The 17,971-nt window shown below is 60.1% G+C and carries 8 protein-coding genes; 4 read left to right on the plus strand and 4 right to left on the minus strand.

Features of this window, described 5'->3' with window-relative positions; genetic code table 11:
- Nucleotides 1–118 precede the first annotated feature (118 nt).
- Both nfuA and VC35_RS06120 read right to left on the minus strand, forming a co-directional pair.
- Entirely contained in the window at nucleotides 119–703 is a 585-nt protein-coding gene (nfuA, locus tag VC35_RS06115) for a Fe-S biogenesis protein NfuA (RefSeq protein WP_007912592.1), read from the minus strand.
- 152 nt (nucleotides 704–855) lie between these two features.
- The gene (locus VC35_RS06120) at nucleotides 856–3,165 is read right to left on the minus strand and encodes a fatty acid cis/trans isomerase (RefSeq protein WP_046038489.1); all 2,310 of its coding nucleotides are present in this window, start codon (nucleotides 3,163–3,165) and stop codon (nucleotides 856–858) included.
- 156 nt (nucleotides 3,166–3,321) lie between these two features.
- Between VC35_RS06120 and metH the strand changes: the two genes are divergently transcribed.
- The gene (metH, locus tag VC35_RS06125) at nucleotides 3,322–7,032 is read left to right on the plus strand and encodes a methionine synthase (protein ID WP_046038491.1); all 3,711 of its coding nucleotides are present in this window, start codon (nucleotides 3,322–3,324) and stop codon (nucleotides 7,030–7,032) included.
- Between the two features lie 152 nt (nucleotides 7,033–7,184).
- Here metH and VC35_RS06130 read toward each other — a convergent pair whose 3' ends face one another.
- Nucleotides 7,185–13,811, minus strand: a complete 6,627-nt coding sequence (locus VC35_RS06130) for an NEL-type E3 ubiquitin ligase domain-containing protein (RefSeq protein WP_046038492.1) — start codon at nucleotides 13,809–13,811, stop codon at nucleotides 7,185–7,187.
- 167 nt (nucleotides 13,812–13,978) lie between these two features.
- Here VC35_RS06130 and VC35_RS06135 point away from each other — a divergent pair, with 167 nt between their 5' ends.
- Nucleotides 13,979–14,197 (plus strand): DUF2970 domain-containing protein, encoded by a 219-nt coding sequence (locus VC35_RS06135; protein WP_046038493.1) that lies wholly within the window; start codon nucleotides 13,979–13,981, stop codon nucleotides 14,195–14,197.
- 6 nt (nucleotides 14,198–14,203) lie between these two features.
- Here the strand turns inward: VC35_RS06135 and VC35_RS06140 are convergent, their stop codons facing one another.
- On the minus strand, nucleotides 14,204–15,289 hold the full coding sequence (locus VC35_RS06140) for an ABC transporter substrate-binding protein (RefSeq protein ID WP_046038494.1): 1,086 nt from the start codon (nucleotides 15,287–15,289) through the stop codon (nucleotides 14,204–14,206).
- 523 nt (nucleotides 15,290–15,812) lie between these two features.
- Here VC35_RS06140 and VC35_RS06145 point away from each other — a divergent pair.
- Together VC35_RS06145 and VC35_RS06150 are read left to right on the plus strand one after the other, a co-directional pair.
- Complete coding sequence (locus tag VC35_RS06145; RefSeq protein ID WP_046038496.1) at nucleotides 15,813–17,471, plus strand: nitrite/sulfite reductase; 1,659 nt, start codon at nucleotides 15,813–15,815, stop codon at nucleotides 17,469–17,471.
- Nucleotides 17,455–17,949 carry a DUF934 domain-containing protein gene (locus tag VC35_RS06150; RefSeq protein WP_046038497.1) on the plus strand — a complete coding sequence of 165 codons (495 nt, stop codon included), beginning with the start codon at nucleotides 17,455–17,457 and terminating at the stop codon, nucleotides 17,947–17,949. The genes VC35_RS06145 and VC35_RS06150 overlap by 17 nt, the downstream gene beginning before the upstream one ends.
- Nucleotides 17,950–17,971 lie beyond the last annotated feature (22 nt).

A 17,971-nucleotide genomic window follows, 5' to 3' on the forward strand; every position in this document is an offset into this window, starting at 1 on the left:
CATCAGCCAACGCATTCATCACGGGAAAATGCATTGACTGATTTTGTGATGGCTATGCCATCAAGCGGGAGCAAGCTCCCTCGCCACAGCGCCGTTTTTTCGTTTCGCAGCGAACACCTTAGTAGTAGGCGTTTTCTTTCTGCGTGTGGTCGGTCACGTCGCGAACACCTTTCAGCTCCGGGATGCGCTCGAGCAGAGTGCGCTCAATGCCTTCCTTCAGCGTCACGTCGGCCTGGCCGCAGCCCTGGCAACCACCGCCGAACTGCAGGACAGCGATGCCGTCTTCGACCACATCGATCAGGCTGACCTGACCACCGTGGCTGGCCAGCCCCGGGTTGATCTCGGTTTGCAGGTAGTAGTTGATGCGCTCGTTGACCGGGCTGTCGGCGTTGACCATCGGTACCTTGGCGTTTGGCGCCTTGATGGTCAGCTGGCCGCCCATGCGGTCGGTGGCGTAGTCGACAACGGCATCGTCCAGGAAGGCTTCGCTGAAGTGGTCGATGTACGCGGTGAAGCTTTTGAGCCCCAGCGCGGTGTCTTCGGGTTTTTCTTCGCCCGGCTTGCAGTAGGCAATGCAGGTTTCGGCGTACTGGGTGCCAGGCTGGGTGATGAAGACGCGGATGCCGATGCCCGGGGTGTTCTGCTTGGAGAGCAGATCAGCCAGGTAATCGTGGGCGGCGTCAGTGATGGTAATAGCGGTCATGGAAACTCCTCGCAGGCTTGGGCGCAGTTTACGCCAATCAACGCGCCGGACAAAGTCCTAGTATTTTTGTCGGGAAAAGAAACACCAATCACCCTGTGTGAGCGGGCTTTTGTGGCGAGGGGGCTCCACACCCACAGGGGATCTGCGTCCTGTCAGAGGTTCTCGTAGCGGTTCATGTCCAGCACGCCCTCTTCCACCGGATCGTTTTCGTGGATGTAGCGACTCAGGTCATGGAAATAAGGCCAGAATTGCGGATGACTGCGGCGTATGCCCCAACGTTCGACGATTTTCTCGAAGCTGTCGGTATCCTTGGCGCTTTCCATCGCATCCACGAACGCCGGCACTTGCCCGGCCGGGATGTTGAACATGAAGTTCGGGTAGCTGCTCAGCACGCCAGGGAAAATCGTCAGGGTGTCGAGTCCCGGCTGATAGCGCAGCGATTCACCGAGCAAAAACGCCACGTTACTGTGGGCACGGTTACGCAACAGGCTGTAGACCTCACGCTTGCCGCTGCTGGTTTCGATACGCAACATAGTGGCTTCCGGCAACTGATCGATGACCTTCAGCCCGGCGGCCGGACGCGAAGTCAGACGGCTCAGCGCCTGCTCGGCATTTTGCAGGTCCGGATCGATGTTCGGCCGCGAACAGTAAGCGCCGTCGCAGCGATTGATCGGGTCGGGCCTGGCATTAAGGTCGCCGTATCGGGCCAGCAACTGATTGGCAAAGTCACGCTTGGGATCAGCCGGATTGAGTTTCAGCGCGGTCGGCGAGTCGTCATCGATGGTCTCGTAGTCGAGCCACATCTTGAATTTGCCACTGTTCTGATACCAGTCGTCAAGGTAGCCATCCCGAGAATCGGCGGGCATCAGGCGCAGGAAATTCTGCTCGGCGCCGTTGCGGATCAGGTCGAAATACAAGCGCGTCTGGGCTTGGTGGGACAGGTTGCCGAACACATCGAAGTTCACCGCCAGTTGATAGTAGGTGCGCTCCAGCAGCGGATAGTCGAACAGCCATATCGTTTGCGGCACCTCGCCGATCAGGCCTTTGGTCACCGAAGCGCTGTCGAAATGGCGGAAGATACTCAGCAACGCGTTGTCGTTGCCGGCCCACAGGGTCGACCAGCTCGGCGCAGGCTGATCGGCGTAGCTGTCCCGGCGCAAGGCTTCGTATTCATTACGCTTGTCGCGGTAGTCGTGCCACAGGCTCAGGACGCTGCCGACGTCGTCATTCTGCCCCGGCATCGCCAGCAACGGCGTGGCCTGCCCGCGATAGTTCGGATCGGTGACATACAGGTCGTGCTCGGGCGCCTGGAACAGCGCCCAGAAATTATCGCGGATCACGTCCGTGGCGATCTGACCACGACACACCGGCCCACGGATAAAGGTGCGCACAAAGTACTCGGCGTTATCGAGCATGAACTGATAGCGCGCCTGGGCCGGAATCGCTTCGAAAGTGGCAAACGGGTTGGCCCGGCTCTGCGGTCCATAGCCCGGCAATGCGTCGACCTGCCAGTTGCCGCTGTAGAACAGACTCTTGACCCGCGCCAGCTTCGCCGGACTCAGCGGATAGGTGATGTGGGTCTTGTGCACGATCACGCCCTGAACCGGCCACAAGCGATAGTAGAACTGCGTACCCGGATCATCGTTCGGGCGACGGGTGTTGATCAGGTCAATTGGCTGGCCGGTCGGGGTGCGCGAACGCACCCACTGGAAGAAATGCCCAGGCTCGCCGTCCTTGAAGTAGAGATGGGCGAGGAACCAGTGCTCGAACAGCCAGCGCCCCACCAGACTTTCCCGGGCGCCCGGCGAATTGAGCAGGTTTTCCCATTGCACCACCTCCAGGGCTTCCCTGGCACTCGGCGCCAGCGCTTGCTGATCGATCGGCGCGCCTGCCGCCAACCAGCGTTGCAGCGTCTGGTACTGCTGGTCGGTCAGGCCGGTCACTGCCAGTGGCATGCCCTCCTTCGGATGCTTGGCGGCGTAGTCGTCGAACTCCGTGGGCATGGCACACATGTTTTCCCGGTTCAGGCCCAGGACGATGTCTTCCGGCAGCTTCGCGTTGGGTTGCAACGGAGTTTTGTGGCCAAGCTCCAGCATCCGCGCCATCAATGCAGCCTGGCTGCCCTGGGCATCGAGCACCGAATAGAAGCCTTTTTGCTGCCAGGCCTGTTTGCCGGAGGCGTCATAGAACAGTCGGGTCGGCGCAACGGCCTGGCGGCGGTCACCGTCGTAGACCGGGACTTTGGTTGCGCCCCGTGTCGCGCCCTCGCCGCTGCCCAGGTTGAGCTGACAGGCGGCGTCGTTGCAGGCGTGGCAGGCCACGCACTTTTCAGTGAAGATCGGTTGAATGTCGCGGCTGTAAGAAATAGCAGGTGAAATGGCAGTGGAAATCGCCGGGCCTTGCGCCACGGCGCCCCAGCTTAAAAACAGCAGCAATGTGCTGATGACGAAGCGATACGACATGTCCCTGGTCCTGAATCCTGAAAAAACGCCGCGATTCTACCGGTCTGTCATCCTTACCAACATGAACGATATTCATGCAAATTCGAGCCATGCTCCAAAAGCGCACAGGTTTGCTATCATCCCGGCCCTTCGTCATGGCCTTACCGAGTAGTCCAAATGTCCGATCGCAGCGTTCGCCTTCAAGCTCTCAAGCACGCCCTCAAAGAGCGCATCCTGATTCTCGATGGCGGTATGGGCACGATGATCCAGAGCTACAAGCTCGAAGAGCAGGATTACCGTGGCAAACGCTTCGCTGACTGGCCAAGCGATGTCAAAGGCAACAACGACCTGTTGGTACTGACTCGCCCGGATGTGATTGGCGGCATTGAAAAAGCCTACCTGGACGCCGGCGCCGACATTCTGGAAACCAACACCTTCAACGCCACCCAGATCTCCCTGGCTGACTATGGCATGCAAGGCCTGGCGTATGAGTTAAACGTAGAAGGCGCACGCCTGGCGCGCAAGGTTGCCGACGCCAAGACCCTGGAAACCCCGGACCGACCACGCTTCGTCGCCGGCGTGCTCGGTCCTACAAGTCGCACCTGCTCGTTGTCCCCGGACGTGAACAACCCCGGCTACCGCAACGTGACCTTCGATGAACTGGTGGAAAACTACACCGAGTCCACCAAAGGCCTGATCGAAGGCGGTGCCGACCTGATCCTGATCGAAACCATTTTCGACACCCTCAACGCCAAGGCCGCGATCTTCGCCGTACAAGGCGTGTTCGAGGAACTGGGGATCGAGCTGCCGATCATGATTTCCGGCACCATCACCGACGCCTCGGGCCGCACCCTGTCGGGCCAGACCACCGAAGCGTTCTGGAACTCCGTGGCCCACGCCAAGCCGATTTCCGTCGGCCTGAACTGCGCCCTCGGCGCCCGCGAATTGCGCCCGTACCTCGAAGAACTGTCGAACAAGGCAGGCACCCACGTTTCCGCGCACCCGAACGCCGGCCTGCCGAACGAATTCGGTGAGTACGACGAATTGCCGTCGGAAACCGCCAAGGTCATCGAAGAGTTCGCCCAGAGCGGCTTCCTCAACATCGTCGGTGGTTGCTGCGGCACCACGCCGGGCCACATCGAAGCCATCGCCAAGGCCGTGGCCGGTTATGCGCCGCGCGAGATTCCGGACATTCCGAAGGCATGCCGCCTCTCGGGCCTCGAACCGTTCACCATCGATCGCAACTCGCTGTTCGTCAACGTCGGCGAGCGCACCAACATCACCGGTTCCGCCAAGTTCGCCCGTCTGATCCGCGAAGACAACTACACCGAAGCCCTGGAAGTCGCCCTGCAGCAGGTCGAAGCCGGCGCCCAGGTGATCGACATCAACATGGACGAAGGGATGCTCGATTCGAAGAAGGCCATGGTGACTTTCCTCAATCTGATTGCCGGCGAACCGGACATCTCCCGCGTACCGATCATGATCGACTCCTCCAAGTGGGAAGTGATCGAAGCCGGCCTCAAGTGCATCCAGGGCAAGGGCATCGTCAACTCGATCAGCATGAAAGAAGGCGTCGAGCAGTTCATCCATCACGCCAAGCTGTGCAAGCGCTACGGCGCCGCCGTGGTGGTGATGGCCTTCGACGAAGCCGGCCAGGCCGACACCGAAGCGCGCAAGAAAGAAATCTGCAAACGTTCCTACGACATTCTGGTCAACGAAGTGGACTTCCCGCCGGAAGACATCATCTTCGACCCGAACATCTTTGCCGTCGCCACCGGTATCGAAGAACACAACAACTACGCCGTCGATTTCATCAATGCCTGTGCCTACATCCGTGACGAGCTGCCGTATGCGCTGACCTCCGGCGGCGTGTCCAACGTGTCGTTCTCGTTCCGTGGCAACAACCCGGTGCGCGAGGCGATCCACTCGGTATTCCTGCTGTACGCGATCCGTTCCGGCCTGACCATGGGCATCGTCAACGCCGGTCAACTGGAGATCTACGACCAGATCCCTGCAGAACTGCGCGACGCCGTGGAAGACGTGATCCTCAACCGCACACCGGAAGGCACCGACGCCCTTCTCGCCATCGCCGACAAGTACAAGGGCGACGGCAGTGTCAAGGAAGCCGAGACCGAGGAGTGGCGCAACTGGGACGTCAACAAGCGTCTGGAGCACGCTCTGGTCAAGGGCATCACCACCCACATCGTCGAAGACACCGAAGAATCGCGCCAGTCCTTCGCCCGCCCGATCGAAGTGATCGAAGGCCCGCTGATGTCCGGCATGAACATCGTCGGCGACCTGTTCGGCGCCGGCAAAATGTTCCTGCCTCAGGTAGTGAAATCCGCCCGCGTGATGAAACAGGCCGTGGCGCACCTGATCCCGTTTATCGAGCTGGAAAAAGGCGACAAACCGCAAGCCAAGGGCAAGATCCTGATGGCCACGGTGAAAGGCGACGTGCACGACATCGGCAAGAACATCGTTGGCGTGGTGCTGGGCTGCAACGGCTATGACATCGTCGACCTCGGCGTGATGGTGCCGGCAGAGAAAATCCTGCAGGTGGCCAAGGAACAGAAGTGCGACATCATCGGCCTGTCCGGCCTGATCACCCCGTCGCTGGACGAGATGGTCCACGTTGCCCGCGAAATGCAGCGCCAGGACTTCCACCTGCCGTTGATGATCGGTGGCGCCACCACCTCCAAGGCGCACACGGCGGTGAAGATCGAGCCCAAGTACAGCAACGATGCGGTGATCTACGTCACCGACGCCTCCCGCGCCGTGGGCGTGGCGACGCAGTTGCTGTCCAAGGAGCTCAAGGCCGGTTTCGTCGAGAAAACCCGCCTGGACTACATCGACGTTCGCGAACGCACCGCCAACCGCAGTGCCCGTACCGAGCGCCTGAGCTATGGCGCGGCCATCGCCAAGAAGCCGCAATTCGACTGGGCGAGCTACACGCCGGTCAAGCCGACCTTCACCGGCACCCGGGTGCTGGACAACATCGACCTCAATGTCCTGGCCGAATACATCGACTGGACGCCGTTCTTCATCTCCTGGGACCTGGCCGGCAAGTTCCCGCGCATCCTCCAGGATGAAGTGGTCGGTGAAGCCGCCACCTCGCTGTACAAAGATGCCCGGGAAATGCTCAGCAAACTGATCGACGAGAAGCTGATCAGCGCCCGCGCGGTGTTCGGTTTCTGGCCGGCCAACCAGGTGCATGACGACGACATCGAGCTCTATGGCGATGACGGCAAGCCGATGGCCAAGCTGCATCACCTGCGCCAGCAGATCATCAAGACCGACGGCAAGCCGAACTTCTCCCTGGCCGACTTCGTCGCGCCCAAGGACAGTGAAGTGACTGACTACGTGGGTGGTTTCATCACCACTGCGGGGATTGGCGCCGAAGAAGTGGCCAAGGCCTACCAGGACGCCGGCGACGATTACAACTCGATCATGGTCAAGGCCCTGGCCGACCGCCTGGCCGAGGCCTGCGCCGAGTGGCTGCACCAGCAGGTGCGTAAAGACTACTGGGGTTATGCCAAGGATGAAACGCTGGATAACGAGGCACTGATCAAGGAGCAGTACAGCGGTATCCGTCCGGCACCGGGCTACCCGGCCTGCCCGGACCACACCGAGAAAGCCCAGCTGTTCGCCCTGCTCGATCCAGAGGCCCAGGAAATGCGCGCAGGCCGCAGCGGTGTGTTCCTCACCGAACACTACGCGATGTTCCCGGCGGCCGCGGTCAGCGGCTGGTACTTCGCTCACCCGCAGGCGCAATACTTTGCCGTGGGCAAGGTCGACAAGGACCAGGTGCAGAGCTACACCTCGCGTAAAAGCCAGGAGTTGAGCGTGACCGAACGCTGGTTGGCGCCGAACCTGGGTTACGACAACTAAACAGCCTTGCCAACCACTGCATTGTGGTTGGCAAGGCCCTCTGTAGGAGCGAGGCCTGCTCGCGATAGCGGTCTTTCAGTCAACATCGATGTTGAATGTTATTCCGCAATCGTGAGCAGGCTCGCTCCTACAATAGTTATCCGGCGGCTGATTCAGCTGCTTCTGGCCGAGGTCCCCGGTTGCGGCTCCCCACCCGCGACCTCCTTGCGGGACAACTCGATCATCTTCGCGTTGCGCGCCGCCGCCTGCTCGAACATCTGAGTCAAAAGGGCAGCGTCATCGGCGATATCAACACCGTCATCCTCCCCTGCCTGACTATCCACCTCATCAAGCGCCCTGAACTCTTCAGGGTATTTCTCCTTGAGATAACTCACCCAATAGTCACGCTGGATCAAGTCTTCGAAAAACCCGTCGGACCGCTCCGCATTGACGATTTCCACGCGCGCGTCAGCCAGTTGTTGCCGCGTGACGCCCGAGGCATAGGTCATGTGTTTCGGCTGACCCGGCAGGATCAGGCCGTCATCCCAACCCTCCGTCAGACCGATTCGATAACCCAGGCGCACCTCGGCCTCATCCTCACCGGTATTAGCTGCGGCCTTGGTCGCCAGATCATCGATCTTGTCCAGTCGGAACAACTGCCTGGACAGTTTCAGCAGTGCTTCGCCCTTCACGCTCAAGCCTCCAGGCGGAATGTCGAGCAAGGCATTGTGGGTGAACACTTTGCTTTCCAGCCCGCTGAACGTGAGAATTCGCCCGTCGACACAGGTGCCATGGGTACTCGAACTGGCGAACAGCACTTCCCGAAGTTCGCTGTTGCTGGCCGCGGCTTCCATCACTGTCCAGACCCGTCGCGTCAAATCGGCATTGGCCACCCGAAACTCCTGGGTGTCCTGCAATCGCGAGAGCAAATGAAAGAACGCAGCATTGTCCGGCTCGGCCGCCAGCCGATTCCAGATTTCGCTTTTACCGGCCAGTTCCTCCGGGGGTGTATTGACTAGCCATGGGGTCTTTTGCGCGGAATCAGGCTCAACGTCAGGGAGTTCTTCATCCGACTCGACGCTGTCACTTTCGCCTTCGTCGTGAGCATCATCAAGTAACTCGTCGAGTTCGGCCCGCGAGAGCCCCAGCACGGTGTCGCGTGCTCCCGAGTCACGGTAAGCCCTCAAGCGTTCGAGGCTCTCAAGCGCCAGGTTGTTGTCGCTCAGATCGATGCCGATCATCAGGACATTGTGATTGCCATCCAGAGCCTGCGCTGGAACCGATGTGATGTCGTTACCACTCAGATTCAGGACTCTGAGGTGGGCGGCATCCAGCACGCCGTCCGGCCATTGCGCCAGATTGTTATTGCGCAGATCGAGTGTCACCAATGCTTCGAAAACGTCGAGATCGAAGGACTCCAGTTCGTTGTAGCCCAGGTCAAGCCGGTTCAGGCGTTCCAGATTGCTCAACGAGGCGTACAGGTGTTCGGCATCACTCAGCCGGTTCGAAGACAGTTCCAGTCGCTCGAGCGTACCCATGTGCTGGACCGGCTCGGGTATGGCTTCCAGCCCATTGCCGTTGAGTTCCAGGGTCTTGAGCCGGGTAAAAGCGTTGAGGAATCCGTCGGAGCCTGTCGGGGTCAGCTTTACACCGGTCAGGTTCAACCTGCCGACGTGCTCGAATGTTGCCGGCATCTCTGGAAGATCGCCCAGTTGCAGACCGCTCAGATCCAAAACGGCATTGGCGACGCCCTCCACGCCGGTCAGGCCCTGACGCCAGCATTCGAGGATGCGCAAGGCGCCCAGCCTGCGAATGCTCGAAGACACCATCCAGCCTGTGCCGCGCACGCCCCGTGTAAAGATCCAGCCGTTCAACTGACGCGTAAGCGCTTCGAAGGTCTGTTCCCAACCGGCAAGGCGTTCGCTGATTTGCACCTCGCTCGCCCCGCGCTCGCGCATCTGTTCCAGCGCTTGCAAGGCTTCATCATCCGCCAGTGCCGGCTTCAAACGTTGCAGACGCCTTGTGAAAACCTCGGCCCCTTCTCCCGCCGCAACCTCAGGCAGCGTCAGCAAATGCTGCGCAATGGAAAGCCCACTCTCGGACGGCGGGAAACCAAGCGGTATCGGCTCCATGGCGAACCGTTGCAGGGCACCCTCTGGCAGCACTCTGGCAACTTCTGTTCGCTGCCAGGCGGTCCGGAGCATGGCGCCAGCCTGATGGGTCAAGGGCGAACCGCCGAGATTGGTTTTGAGCATTACCTCATTTTCCAGTACCGCCACCGGTAGCTCGGAAATCTTGCTGTCGCGTAAATCCAGCCAGGTCAGCTCCGGCAAATCCTGGGCACCCGCCGGCCAATCCCGCAGCTCAGTCGCGCGCAGATTCAAGGCCTTGAGACGAGTCATTGCGCTGACGTCCAGGCTGTTCAGGGGATTGCTGCTCAGGTCCAGATATTCGAGCGTCTGCAGCCCGTCGAGACCTTGCTGAACCCCTGGATCGACAACAATCGCGTTACTGGAGAGATCCAGCTGAGTCAGTTTTCCGAGTTTGTCGGGGCCGATGGGGATTTCGGTCAGACCGCAACTGCGCAAGTCGAGTGTTTGAAGTTCGGAAAACCCGCTGATGAAATCGCGAATCTGTGCTGCAGGCGCTTTACTCCCCCTCAAATACAGCGTTTGCACCTCCGGGAAAGCACCGGCCGGCAGCTCGGGAAAATCACTCAGCCCCAGATTTGGCAAGTCGAGCACCGAGGCATTGACCGTAGCGCCGTAGCGCTTGAACACGCCGTTGCGCCAGCAGGCTCTCAGGGAATTGGCCGCTAATGTCCGACCTGTCATTTCGTTGATCGCTGTCGGCATTTCACGCACACGATAGGACCAGTCATTGAGGTTGCGGTTGAGTGCATGGTGTTGCTCACTCAAGGCTTCGATCGCCCCGTACCTCGCCTCGGCGTCCTGCCACTGCTCGACAAACTGATTGAACAAGGCCTCGTGATTCTCGTTGATGCCCTCGCCAACGCGTCTCAACTCACCCTTGCTGTAATCCCTGACCATTTCCTCGAGATCGACAAGGTGTGGGGGTTGCCTTTTGGCGTACTCATACGCCGGCCTGAAATTTTCACGAAGGAAATTCGACCAGTCCAGCGACAGTCCGGACCAGAGCTTTTCATGCCCGTTGAACATGCCGTCGGGCAAGGTCCTGATCCCGGTGCCCTTGAGGTTCAATCGCTCGAGTCGCGGCAGTTCTAGCACCCCGCTGGGCCATTCGAACAACGAAGGTGCAAGCACTTCCAGCAGGCGCAGATTGCGCAACTGGCTGACATCCAGCGCAATCGGCGCGAATCCCGAGCAATAGACATTGAGGTACTCGAGCCTGGTCAGCGCGCTCAACCTCGTCGGCATGTCGGCGGCGTAGGGAGCGGATGAGTACAGGCTCAGATCGGTGAGTTCCGGCATCGTGCCGATGATTTCGGGCACATTGCTGAACTGGTTGCCCGTGGCGTTGATCCGTAGTTTTCTCAATCTGGGGAAATTCGCCAACAGCGCATCGGCATTGGCATCGGTGATGCACCTGCCCCGCACGTACAGATCACGCACATGGGAGAAATCCGCCGACAACGAAGGAAGCGCTTCGTCACAGGTCAGGTCAAGCAATGTGAAGCGCGCCTGCTCTGCGGCCAACGGCGAGTTGCGCCAGCTATCCTTGAGACTCTGCGCGACCGAGGCCTTACCGCCCAGCATGCGCTCCAGGGCAGAGCTCGGCGATGGCTCGCCAACCCATTGATCGAGCGTCGCCTCAAGCGTCTCCCACTCGCGCAGGCGGGTCTGCAACAAACCGTAAATCTGCGCGTCGGTTTTTCCTGCCCGCAACTGCGCCAGGACAAATCCGTTGGCCTGCTGTTCGGTCAGCGCCGGATAGACATTGCGAACCCGTATCGCCAGCGAAGGGTTGATCCCTTGCCCGCGCCCGCTGGCGTAGTACCCCACCAACCGCTCGTTGACCCGAACCGGAGGCTTGAACGTCGCATGCTTGCCAGTGCGTGTCTCCAGGCTTTGTGCCAGCTCGCCACGATGGGTGACGGCATAGTCGATGATTGCCGTACGCAACTGGCTGCCCTGAGCCACATGGGGAACACCCAGCGCCTGGCGCGCCGCGTCGGGCAAGGCGTGCATGATCGACGGATAAAAATTGTCACCATTTCGAGGAATGCCATTGAGCTCCTCGCCGCGCTCATCGAACGCCTGGTAAGCCGGCCCTTTCTTGACCACATATTTGTGCGTGTCGGCAGCCTGACTGCCAATGCCATCGATCAGCGGCCCCTCGACGTGACTGTCGCGCACTTCCAGGCGCACGCCGTCGGACCAGCCCGGCAGCTTTTCCAGGGAATGCAGGGCGAGCCATCGGCTGTCCGCCGATGCCATACGCTCCAGAAGCAACCCGGCAAAGGCCTGGTTGACGCGCCCTTGCCGTGCATACCAGCGGCCCTCTTCAAGCATGTTCAAGGGAATCCGCCGCGTCGTTTGCCACCGCTCCAGTTCCTCGGCATTGCCATCGAGCAACACCCTGTTGGCAGCGGATTCACTCAGCCCCGGGCAAGCTCGCTGCAACATCGCCACCGGCCCCTTGACCGCCTTGGTGTTCCCCGGGCCAGCCTCGAACGCCGCCAACAACTCAGCCAGCCCGGGAGGTGGAGGCAGGCGATCGAGGTGCATCTTGCGCAAGGCATTGTCATGGGTGCCGCTGGCATCGGCGATGGTGAGCAGTTGTTCGTCAGTCAGGGCCTCGGTCCCATGGCCCATGCGCCGCAACAGGGTCAGGCGATCCCACTCTAGAGGACGCTCCAGCGTATGGCGCCAGGCACCGTGGCCGTTGTGTTCGAGAATCGGCCGCCAGGCCCTGACATCGGACGGATGCTTGATGCGCCATTTTTTCAGCGAGGAATCAAAGGTGATCTCATACACCTTGCCCACCTGGCGGATGTAAGTCTTGCGGTTCGCACGAAACTGGCCCAAAGCATTGGGGGCGATGTCATCGCCCAGTTCAACGTTGCACTCATAGGCCTTCAGGTCGGGTTTCCACAGCCGTGTCGCGCCATCGGGGTGCTTGATGGCGTCCAGCCCTTCAACCACAGGTTCGGGTGCAACCGGCGCCATCTTGCCCAGCACCTTGCCGGCCCCAGCCATCGCCGCGATCAGCGCCAGGTTTTCCGCAACATCGATCAGGTGCGCCTTGGCCGCGTTCTGATCACCCTCACTCCATTCGACAACCCCTTCGAACGATTCGTACAGCAATTGCCCGGCCATTACCGCCAGCATGATCTCGCCCAGCACCGGTACGAACATCGACACCATGTTCAAGCCCAGCATGCCGATTTCCAGCAGGTGATTAAGCTTTGCCGCCCGAACCCTCGCATCGACTTCGGCGGTCGGGACCGCATGGCTGCGCGCATCGGCGATGACCTTGGCGCGGTTTTGCTCGTAGAGATAAGTCCACAGATCGGTGTTGGCGGACCAGATTCCGGCTACGCCATTACGCGTCGTACCCATTGGGTCGAGGTAAGGATCTTCCACGGGTTCGCGCTTGCCCTGGGCTTCAGGGGGCAGCTCCTTGATACCGACGAACGTGGAGATCGGCGGAATGTACCGGGCGACCTTGACCCAGAAGGAGTGCAACGGATCGCCTGGAGCGTCCGCCGCCTTGCGGGTGAACTGGCTGAAGTAGTAAGGGCGGTCGGCGTAAGCCACGAACTGACTGAAAAAGCGCTGGTGTGCGGTCGGCCTGCCATCGCTTGCAGACCGTGAATTGCCGGCCGTGAACTGGCGCTTGAATTCGTCACTCAGCTGCGCCGAGGTGTAGCGCTTGAGCGGATGCTCGGGATCATGGGGGATGTAGACGATGAAATCGCTGGTGTAGCGATATTGCTCGCTGATGCTGAACACCACGCAGCCGGTCATCCGGCGCTTCATCAGGATGAGATCGCGAAACCAGACCTGTCTGTCGCCCAGCCGGGGATGGACTTCCCCGCCAATGACCGAAAGGATCATCGAGTAGTCTTGCGGCTCGATATCCTTTTTCAACAACGCCAGGTCGGCTGCCGCCCTCATTGCGGTTTTCTGGCTGTCGATGAATTGCTCGCGCAGGTTGGCTTCCGCCCGCGTATCGGCTGGCTGGAAAAAACCGCTCACGAAGGTTTGATACTGCGCTCCGATGTCCAGCGATCGGCACAGCGACAAGAACTGCCTGACCGTCATGCCCAGCGCAACATCCTTGAACGTACCGGGGGTCGGTGTTTCGACGACGAACCCTGAACCACGGTGGAAGGCCCCTTCTTCACACTCCGACGCCTCGAAGTTGTGCAATGCCGCCTGGAGCAAGGAAAGCTTCAACACCTCGAAAGACGAGACTTCGATATCGAACATGCCAGCCTCCAGGGGGCGCCGCAGGCACACCCAGGTCTTGCTGACGTCGACGTCGATCGAGAACCTGTCCTTGAGAGCCTTGGCCAATATCGGCCCGGCGAATGTTTCGGCGTCGTGCAGCGCGGACATTTTCTGGTCCAGCCGGGTCTGCGAAATAAAACTGGCGTTGAAACTTGCCCTCAGTGCCTGCTGTTGCGCGCCGGATGCGTGCACGTACCAGTCAGGCAGGCGTATTGCGCTATCTTTGATCGCGGCGCGCCTTGAGGTCGTCGCGCTGATCAGCCAATCGGGGGTCATGCGTTCAAGCGATTCACTGTGCATGCTGCTTTTGCCTGGCAGCAACGGCTTCGACGTCGGGGACGAAGTGCGGGATGAAATGCTCATACTGTCTCTCCTGATAAATGGAGCGACAGGACACCACCCGAAGGCTGGACACCTGCGGTACATAGTTACCGCAAGTTCAAAAAGGCGAGACAACGCGTTTCAGCCAGCCACGGCACGAATCGGCAGATTGGCTATGCTGTGAGGACCAACCTTCAGGCGAGGGATTTATGAACGATCCGGCCGACAACAAGCCGCCGACCTTCTGGCAAATGCTGCACAGCGTCTTGGCGGCAGCGTTCGGGGTGCAGAGCGGGAAGAACCGGGCCCGTGATTTCACTCACGGCAAACCGAGTCATTTCGTGATTCTGGGGATTGTGTTCACCGCGGTGTTTGCATTGACGCTGTTCGGCATCGTCAAGCTGGTGCTGCTTCTGGTCGGGGTTTGACGGGGCTCAGTGCATCAGGGTTTGCAGGGTGAACGGGTAACGCCAGGACGCGGGACGCCCCTTGGCCGAGAGTTTGTGGAAATCCACGCCGAAGTCCTGCGCGGTGCCCATCGCCAGCAGCCGCTTGGCCTGTGTCCGATCGATCAGCTGCAATAACGGGATCTGGCGGTCACGGCCACCGTATTGGCTGATGTCCACGCCTTCATCGTAGTCATGCAATTGCACCAGCGCCCAGCCACCGAGGCTGAAGTGCCCGCCCAGCAAGACACTCAGACGACGGTCCAGCAGTGCCTGCAACGCCGCGGGTGAAGTGTTGATCGCGCCGAACAGCACGCCTTTTCCTGGCACACCTCCGGCTTCGACATACGCCTGCATCCCACCGAACGCCATCTCGTCATTCGCGGCCCAGACCAGCGCCGTCTGCGGGTAGCGCTTGAACAACAACCGGGCCTGCTCATAGGCACGCTGCCGGGTCCAGCCGCCGTACACCAACTGCCGCAAACGCACTTCCGGGTGCTCGGCCAAGGCACGCCGCAAGCCCTTCTCGCGAAACTGCGCGGACGGGGTGATCTTCAAACCGGAAAAAGCCAGCAAGTCGATGGTCTGGCCGGGGGCCACCGGGCCATGCTGTCGGATCAGTTCCTTGAGCATCAGGTAGCCGCCCTCCTCGTCATTGGGTACCAGGCTGCCGAGCAAATCGGGGTACTTGTCAGGTTGGGCACCGATCAGTTTCGTCTGATCCGGGGTCAGGGCGTTGTTGACCATGAACAGTTTTACCCCACTGCCCTTGGCCAGCCGCAGGATTTCGGGGGCGATGTATTGCTCGTTGACGAAGACCAGGTAGTCAGGACGATGGTGGCCCTGAAGGGCTTCGCGAGCCTGGCGGAGGGTGTTTTCGGAGACGCGGTCGGAATACTGGATGCTCAAGTCCATCCCCAGGTCGGTCGCCGCGGCCTGCATGAACTGCGAATAACTCACCCAAAAAGCTTCCGTGGGGGTTCCCGGATTCAGGAACAGCACTGACGCCGCCTGGGCACAGGGTCCCACGACCATGCCCAGCGTCAGCAATACGCCACACAGAAACTTCAACATTGGTCGTCCGAGCCCCCGGAAATTCGCCGCGCATTATAGCCAGCGGACGACCGTAAAACGGCGATTTTTCCGGTATTTGTCAGACAATCGTCGGAACCGGGCCCGGACGGGGTCGCTTACTGATGACTGACCCAGAATACCGCCGTCCCCACGACCAGAATGATCAGGAACAAAATTGCCCATGCATCAACGGTGCTATCGCTTTTCCTTGCTTTGGTTGGGTTGCTCATTGCATCGCCTCTTGTCGGTTTTATCGGTGATTGCATAAAGACACGAGCAGAGTAAAGACGACGATTGCCCGCATCACAAACAGGGTCTTTGCAACAACGATTCTCATTAGGCGATTTGGTTCTTTACATATGCTCAAACATCACTTTTACGCATAACTGCAAACTGGTATCTTGCCCCGGCTCCGTAGGGAGTGCGCGGCCGTGCGCGCAGAATTGCCGAGGTTTTATCGGACGCCAGCAAGCCAAAAAATGCCGCTGTTTCCGACCGGCCCAAGCCTGAGAACAGGACTTATATGTACGTATACGACGAATACGATCAGCGGATCATCGAGGACCGCGTCAAGCAGTTCCGTGATCAGACCCGACGCTATCTGGCAGGCGAGCTGAGCGAAGAAGAATTCCGCCCCCTGCGCCTGCAAAATGGCCTTTATATCCAGCGTTTCGCGCCGATGTTGCGAGTCGCCGTGCCTTACGGCCAACTGACTTCGCGCCAGACGCGAATGATGGCCAAAATTGCCCGCGACTACGACAAGGGCTACGCCCACATCAGTACCCGGCAGAACGTGCAGTTCAACTGGCCGGCCGTGGAAGACATTCCGGACATTCTTGCCGAACTGGCCACCGTGCAGATGCACGCGATCCAGACCAGCGGCAACTGCCTGCGCAACGTCACCACCGACCAGTTTGCCGGTGTCGCCGCCGACGAACTGATCGACCCGCGCCCATGGTGCGAGATTGTCCGCCAGTGGACCACGTTCCACCCGGAATTCGCCTACCTGCCGCGCAAATTCAAGATCGCCGTCAACGGTTCGACTTCCGACCGCGCCGCCATCGAAGTCCATGACATTGGCCTTGAGCCCGTGCACAACGCCGCTGACGAACTGGGCTTCCGTGTGTTGGTCGGCGGCGGCCTGGGCCGTACGCCGGTGGTCGGGGCATTCATCAATGAATTCCTGCCGTGGCAAGACCTGTTGAGCTACCTCGACGCCATCCTGCGGGTCTACAACCGCTATGGCCGTCGCGACAACAAGTACAAGGCGCGGATCAAGATCCTGGTAAAAGCGCTGACGCCTGAAGTCTTCGCACAGAAAGTCGATGCGGAAATGGAGCACCTTCGCGGTGGCCAGACCACATTGACCGAAGCCGAAGTGCAGCGCGTCGCCAAGCACTTCGTCGACCCGGACTACAAGGCCCTGGAAAACCAGGCAGCCGCACTGGCCGAGCTCGACCAGCAGCACCCGGGCTTCGCCCGTTGGCGCGTGCGCAACACCCTGGCCCACAAGAAGCCGGGCTATGTGGCCGTGACCTTGTCCCTGAAACCGACCGGCGTTGCACCGGGCGACATCACCGACAAACAGCTCGACGCCGTGGCCGATCTGGCCGACCGCTACAGCTTCGGTCAACTGCGCACCTCCCACGAGCAGAACATCATCCTGGCCGACGTCGAGCAGGACAAGCTGTTCGCCATGTGGGGCGAGTTGCGCGAGCAAGGCTTCGCCACGCCGAACATCGGCCTGCTGACCGACATCATCTGCTGCCCGGGCGGCGATTTCTGCTCCCTGGCCAACGCCAAGTCGATCCCGATCGCCGAATCGATCCAACGCCGTTTCGACGACCTGGACTACCTGTTCGACATCGGCGAACTGGACCTGAACATCTCCGGTTGCATGAACGCCTGTGGTCACCACCACGTCGGCCACATCGGCATCCTGGGGGTGGACAAGAAAGGCGAAGAGTTCTATCAGGTTTCCCTCGGCGGCAGCGCCAGCCGTGACGCCAGCCTGGGCAAGATCCTCGGCCCGTCCTTTGCCCAGGAAGCCATGCCTGACGTGATCGAAAAGCTGATCGACGTGTACATCGAACAACGTACCGAAGACGAACGCTTCATCGACACCTATCAGCGTATTGGTATCGATCTCTTCAAGGAGCGCGTCTATGCAGCGAGTAATTAAAAACAACGAAGTCGTCGACGAAACCTGGCACCTGCTGCCCAAGGATTTCAACATCGACGAGATCAGCAACTGCGACGACCTCATCGTGCCGTTGCAGCTGTGGCGCGAACACAGCCGTATGCTCCTGGCCCGCGACGGCGGCCTGGGCATCTGGCTGGACGCCGATGAAGAAGCCGAGGAAATCGGCGAAGACGTGGCTCAGTTCCAGGTCATTGCCCTGAACTTCCCGGCATTCACCGACGGCCGCAACTACTCCAACGCCCGCTTGCTGCGTGACCGTTACGGTTTCAAGGGCGAATTGCGGGCCATTGGCGACGTGCTGCGTGACCAGTTGTTCTACATGCATCGCTGTGGTTTCGACGCGTTCGCCATTCGCGCCGACAAAGACCCGCACGAAGCCCTTGAAGGCCTCAAGGACTTCTCGGTGACCTACCAGGCCGCTACTGACGAACCGCTGCCGCTGTTCCGTCGTCGCTGACCGTCACGCCTTGAACCCCGGC

Source organism: Pseudomonas fluorescens (assembly GCF_000967965.1).
Classification (GTDB): domain Bacteria; phylum Pseudomonadota; class Gammaproteobacteria; order Pseudomonadales; family Pseudomonadaceae; genus Aquipseudomonas; species Aquipseudomonas grandcourensis.

Bases quoted from the DNA above. Each gene is read 5' to 3' on its own strand.
- VC35_RS06145 (WP_046038496.1), top strand. From the start codon at position 15,813: ATGTACGTATACGACGAATACGATCAGCGGATCATCGAGGACCGCGTC.
- VC35_RS06130 (WP_046038492.1), bottom strand. From the start codon at position 13,811: ATGAGCATTTCATCCCGCACTTCGTCCCCGACGTCGAAGCCGTTGCTG.
- VC35_RS06150 (WP_046038497.1), top strand. From the start codon at position 17,455: ATGCAGCGAGTAATTAAAAACAACGAAGTCGTCGACGAAACCTGGCAC.
- VC35_RS06135 (WP_046038493.1), top strand. From the start codon at position 13,979: ATGAACGATCCGGCCGACAACAAGCCGCCGACCTTCTGGCAAATGCTG.
- VC35_RS06120 (WP_046038489.1), bottom strand. From the start codon at position 3,165: ATGTCGTATCGCTTCGTCATCAGCACATTGCTGCTGTTTTTAAGCTGG.
- nfuA (WP_007912592.1), bottom strand. From the start codon at position 703: ATGACCGCTATTACCATCACTGACGCCGCCCACGATTACCTGGCTGAT.
- VC35_RS06140 (WP_046038494.1), bottom strand. From the start codon at position 15,289: ATGTTGAAGTTTCTGTGTGGCGTATTGCTGACGCTGGGCATGGTCGTG.
- metH (WP_046038491.1), top strand. From the start codon at position 3,322: ATGTCCGATCGCAGCGTTCGCCTTCAAGCTCTCAAGCACGCCCTCAAA.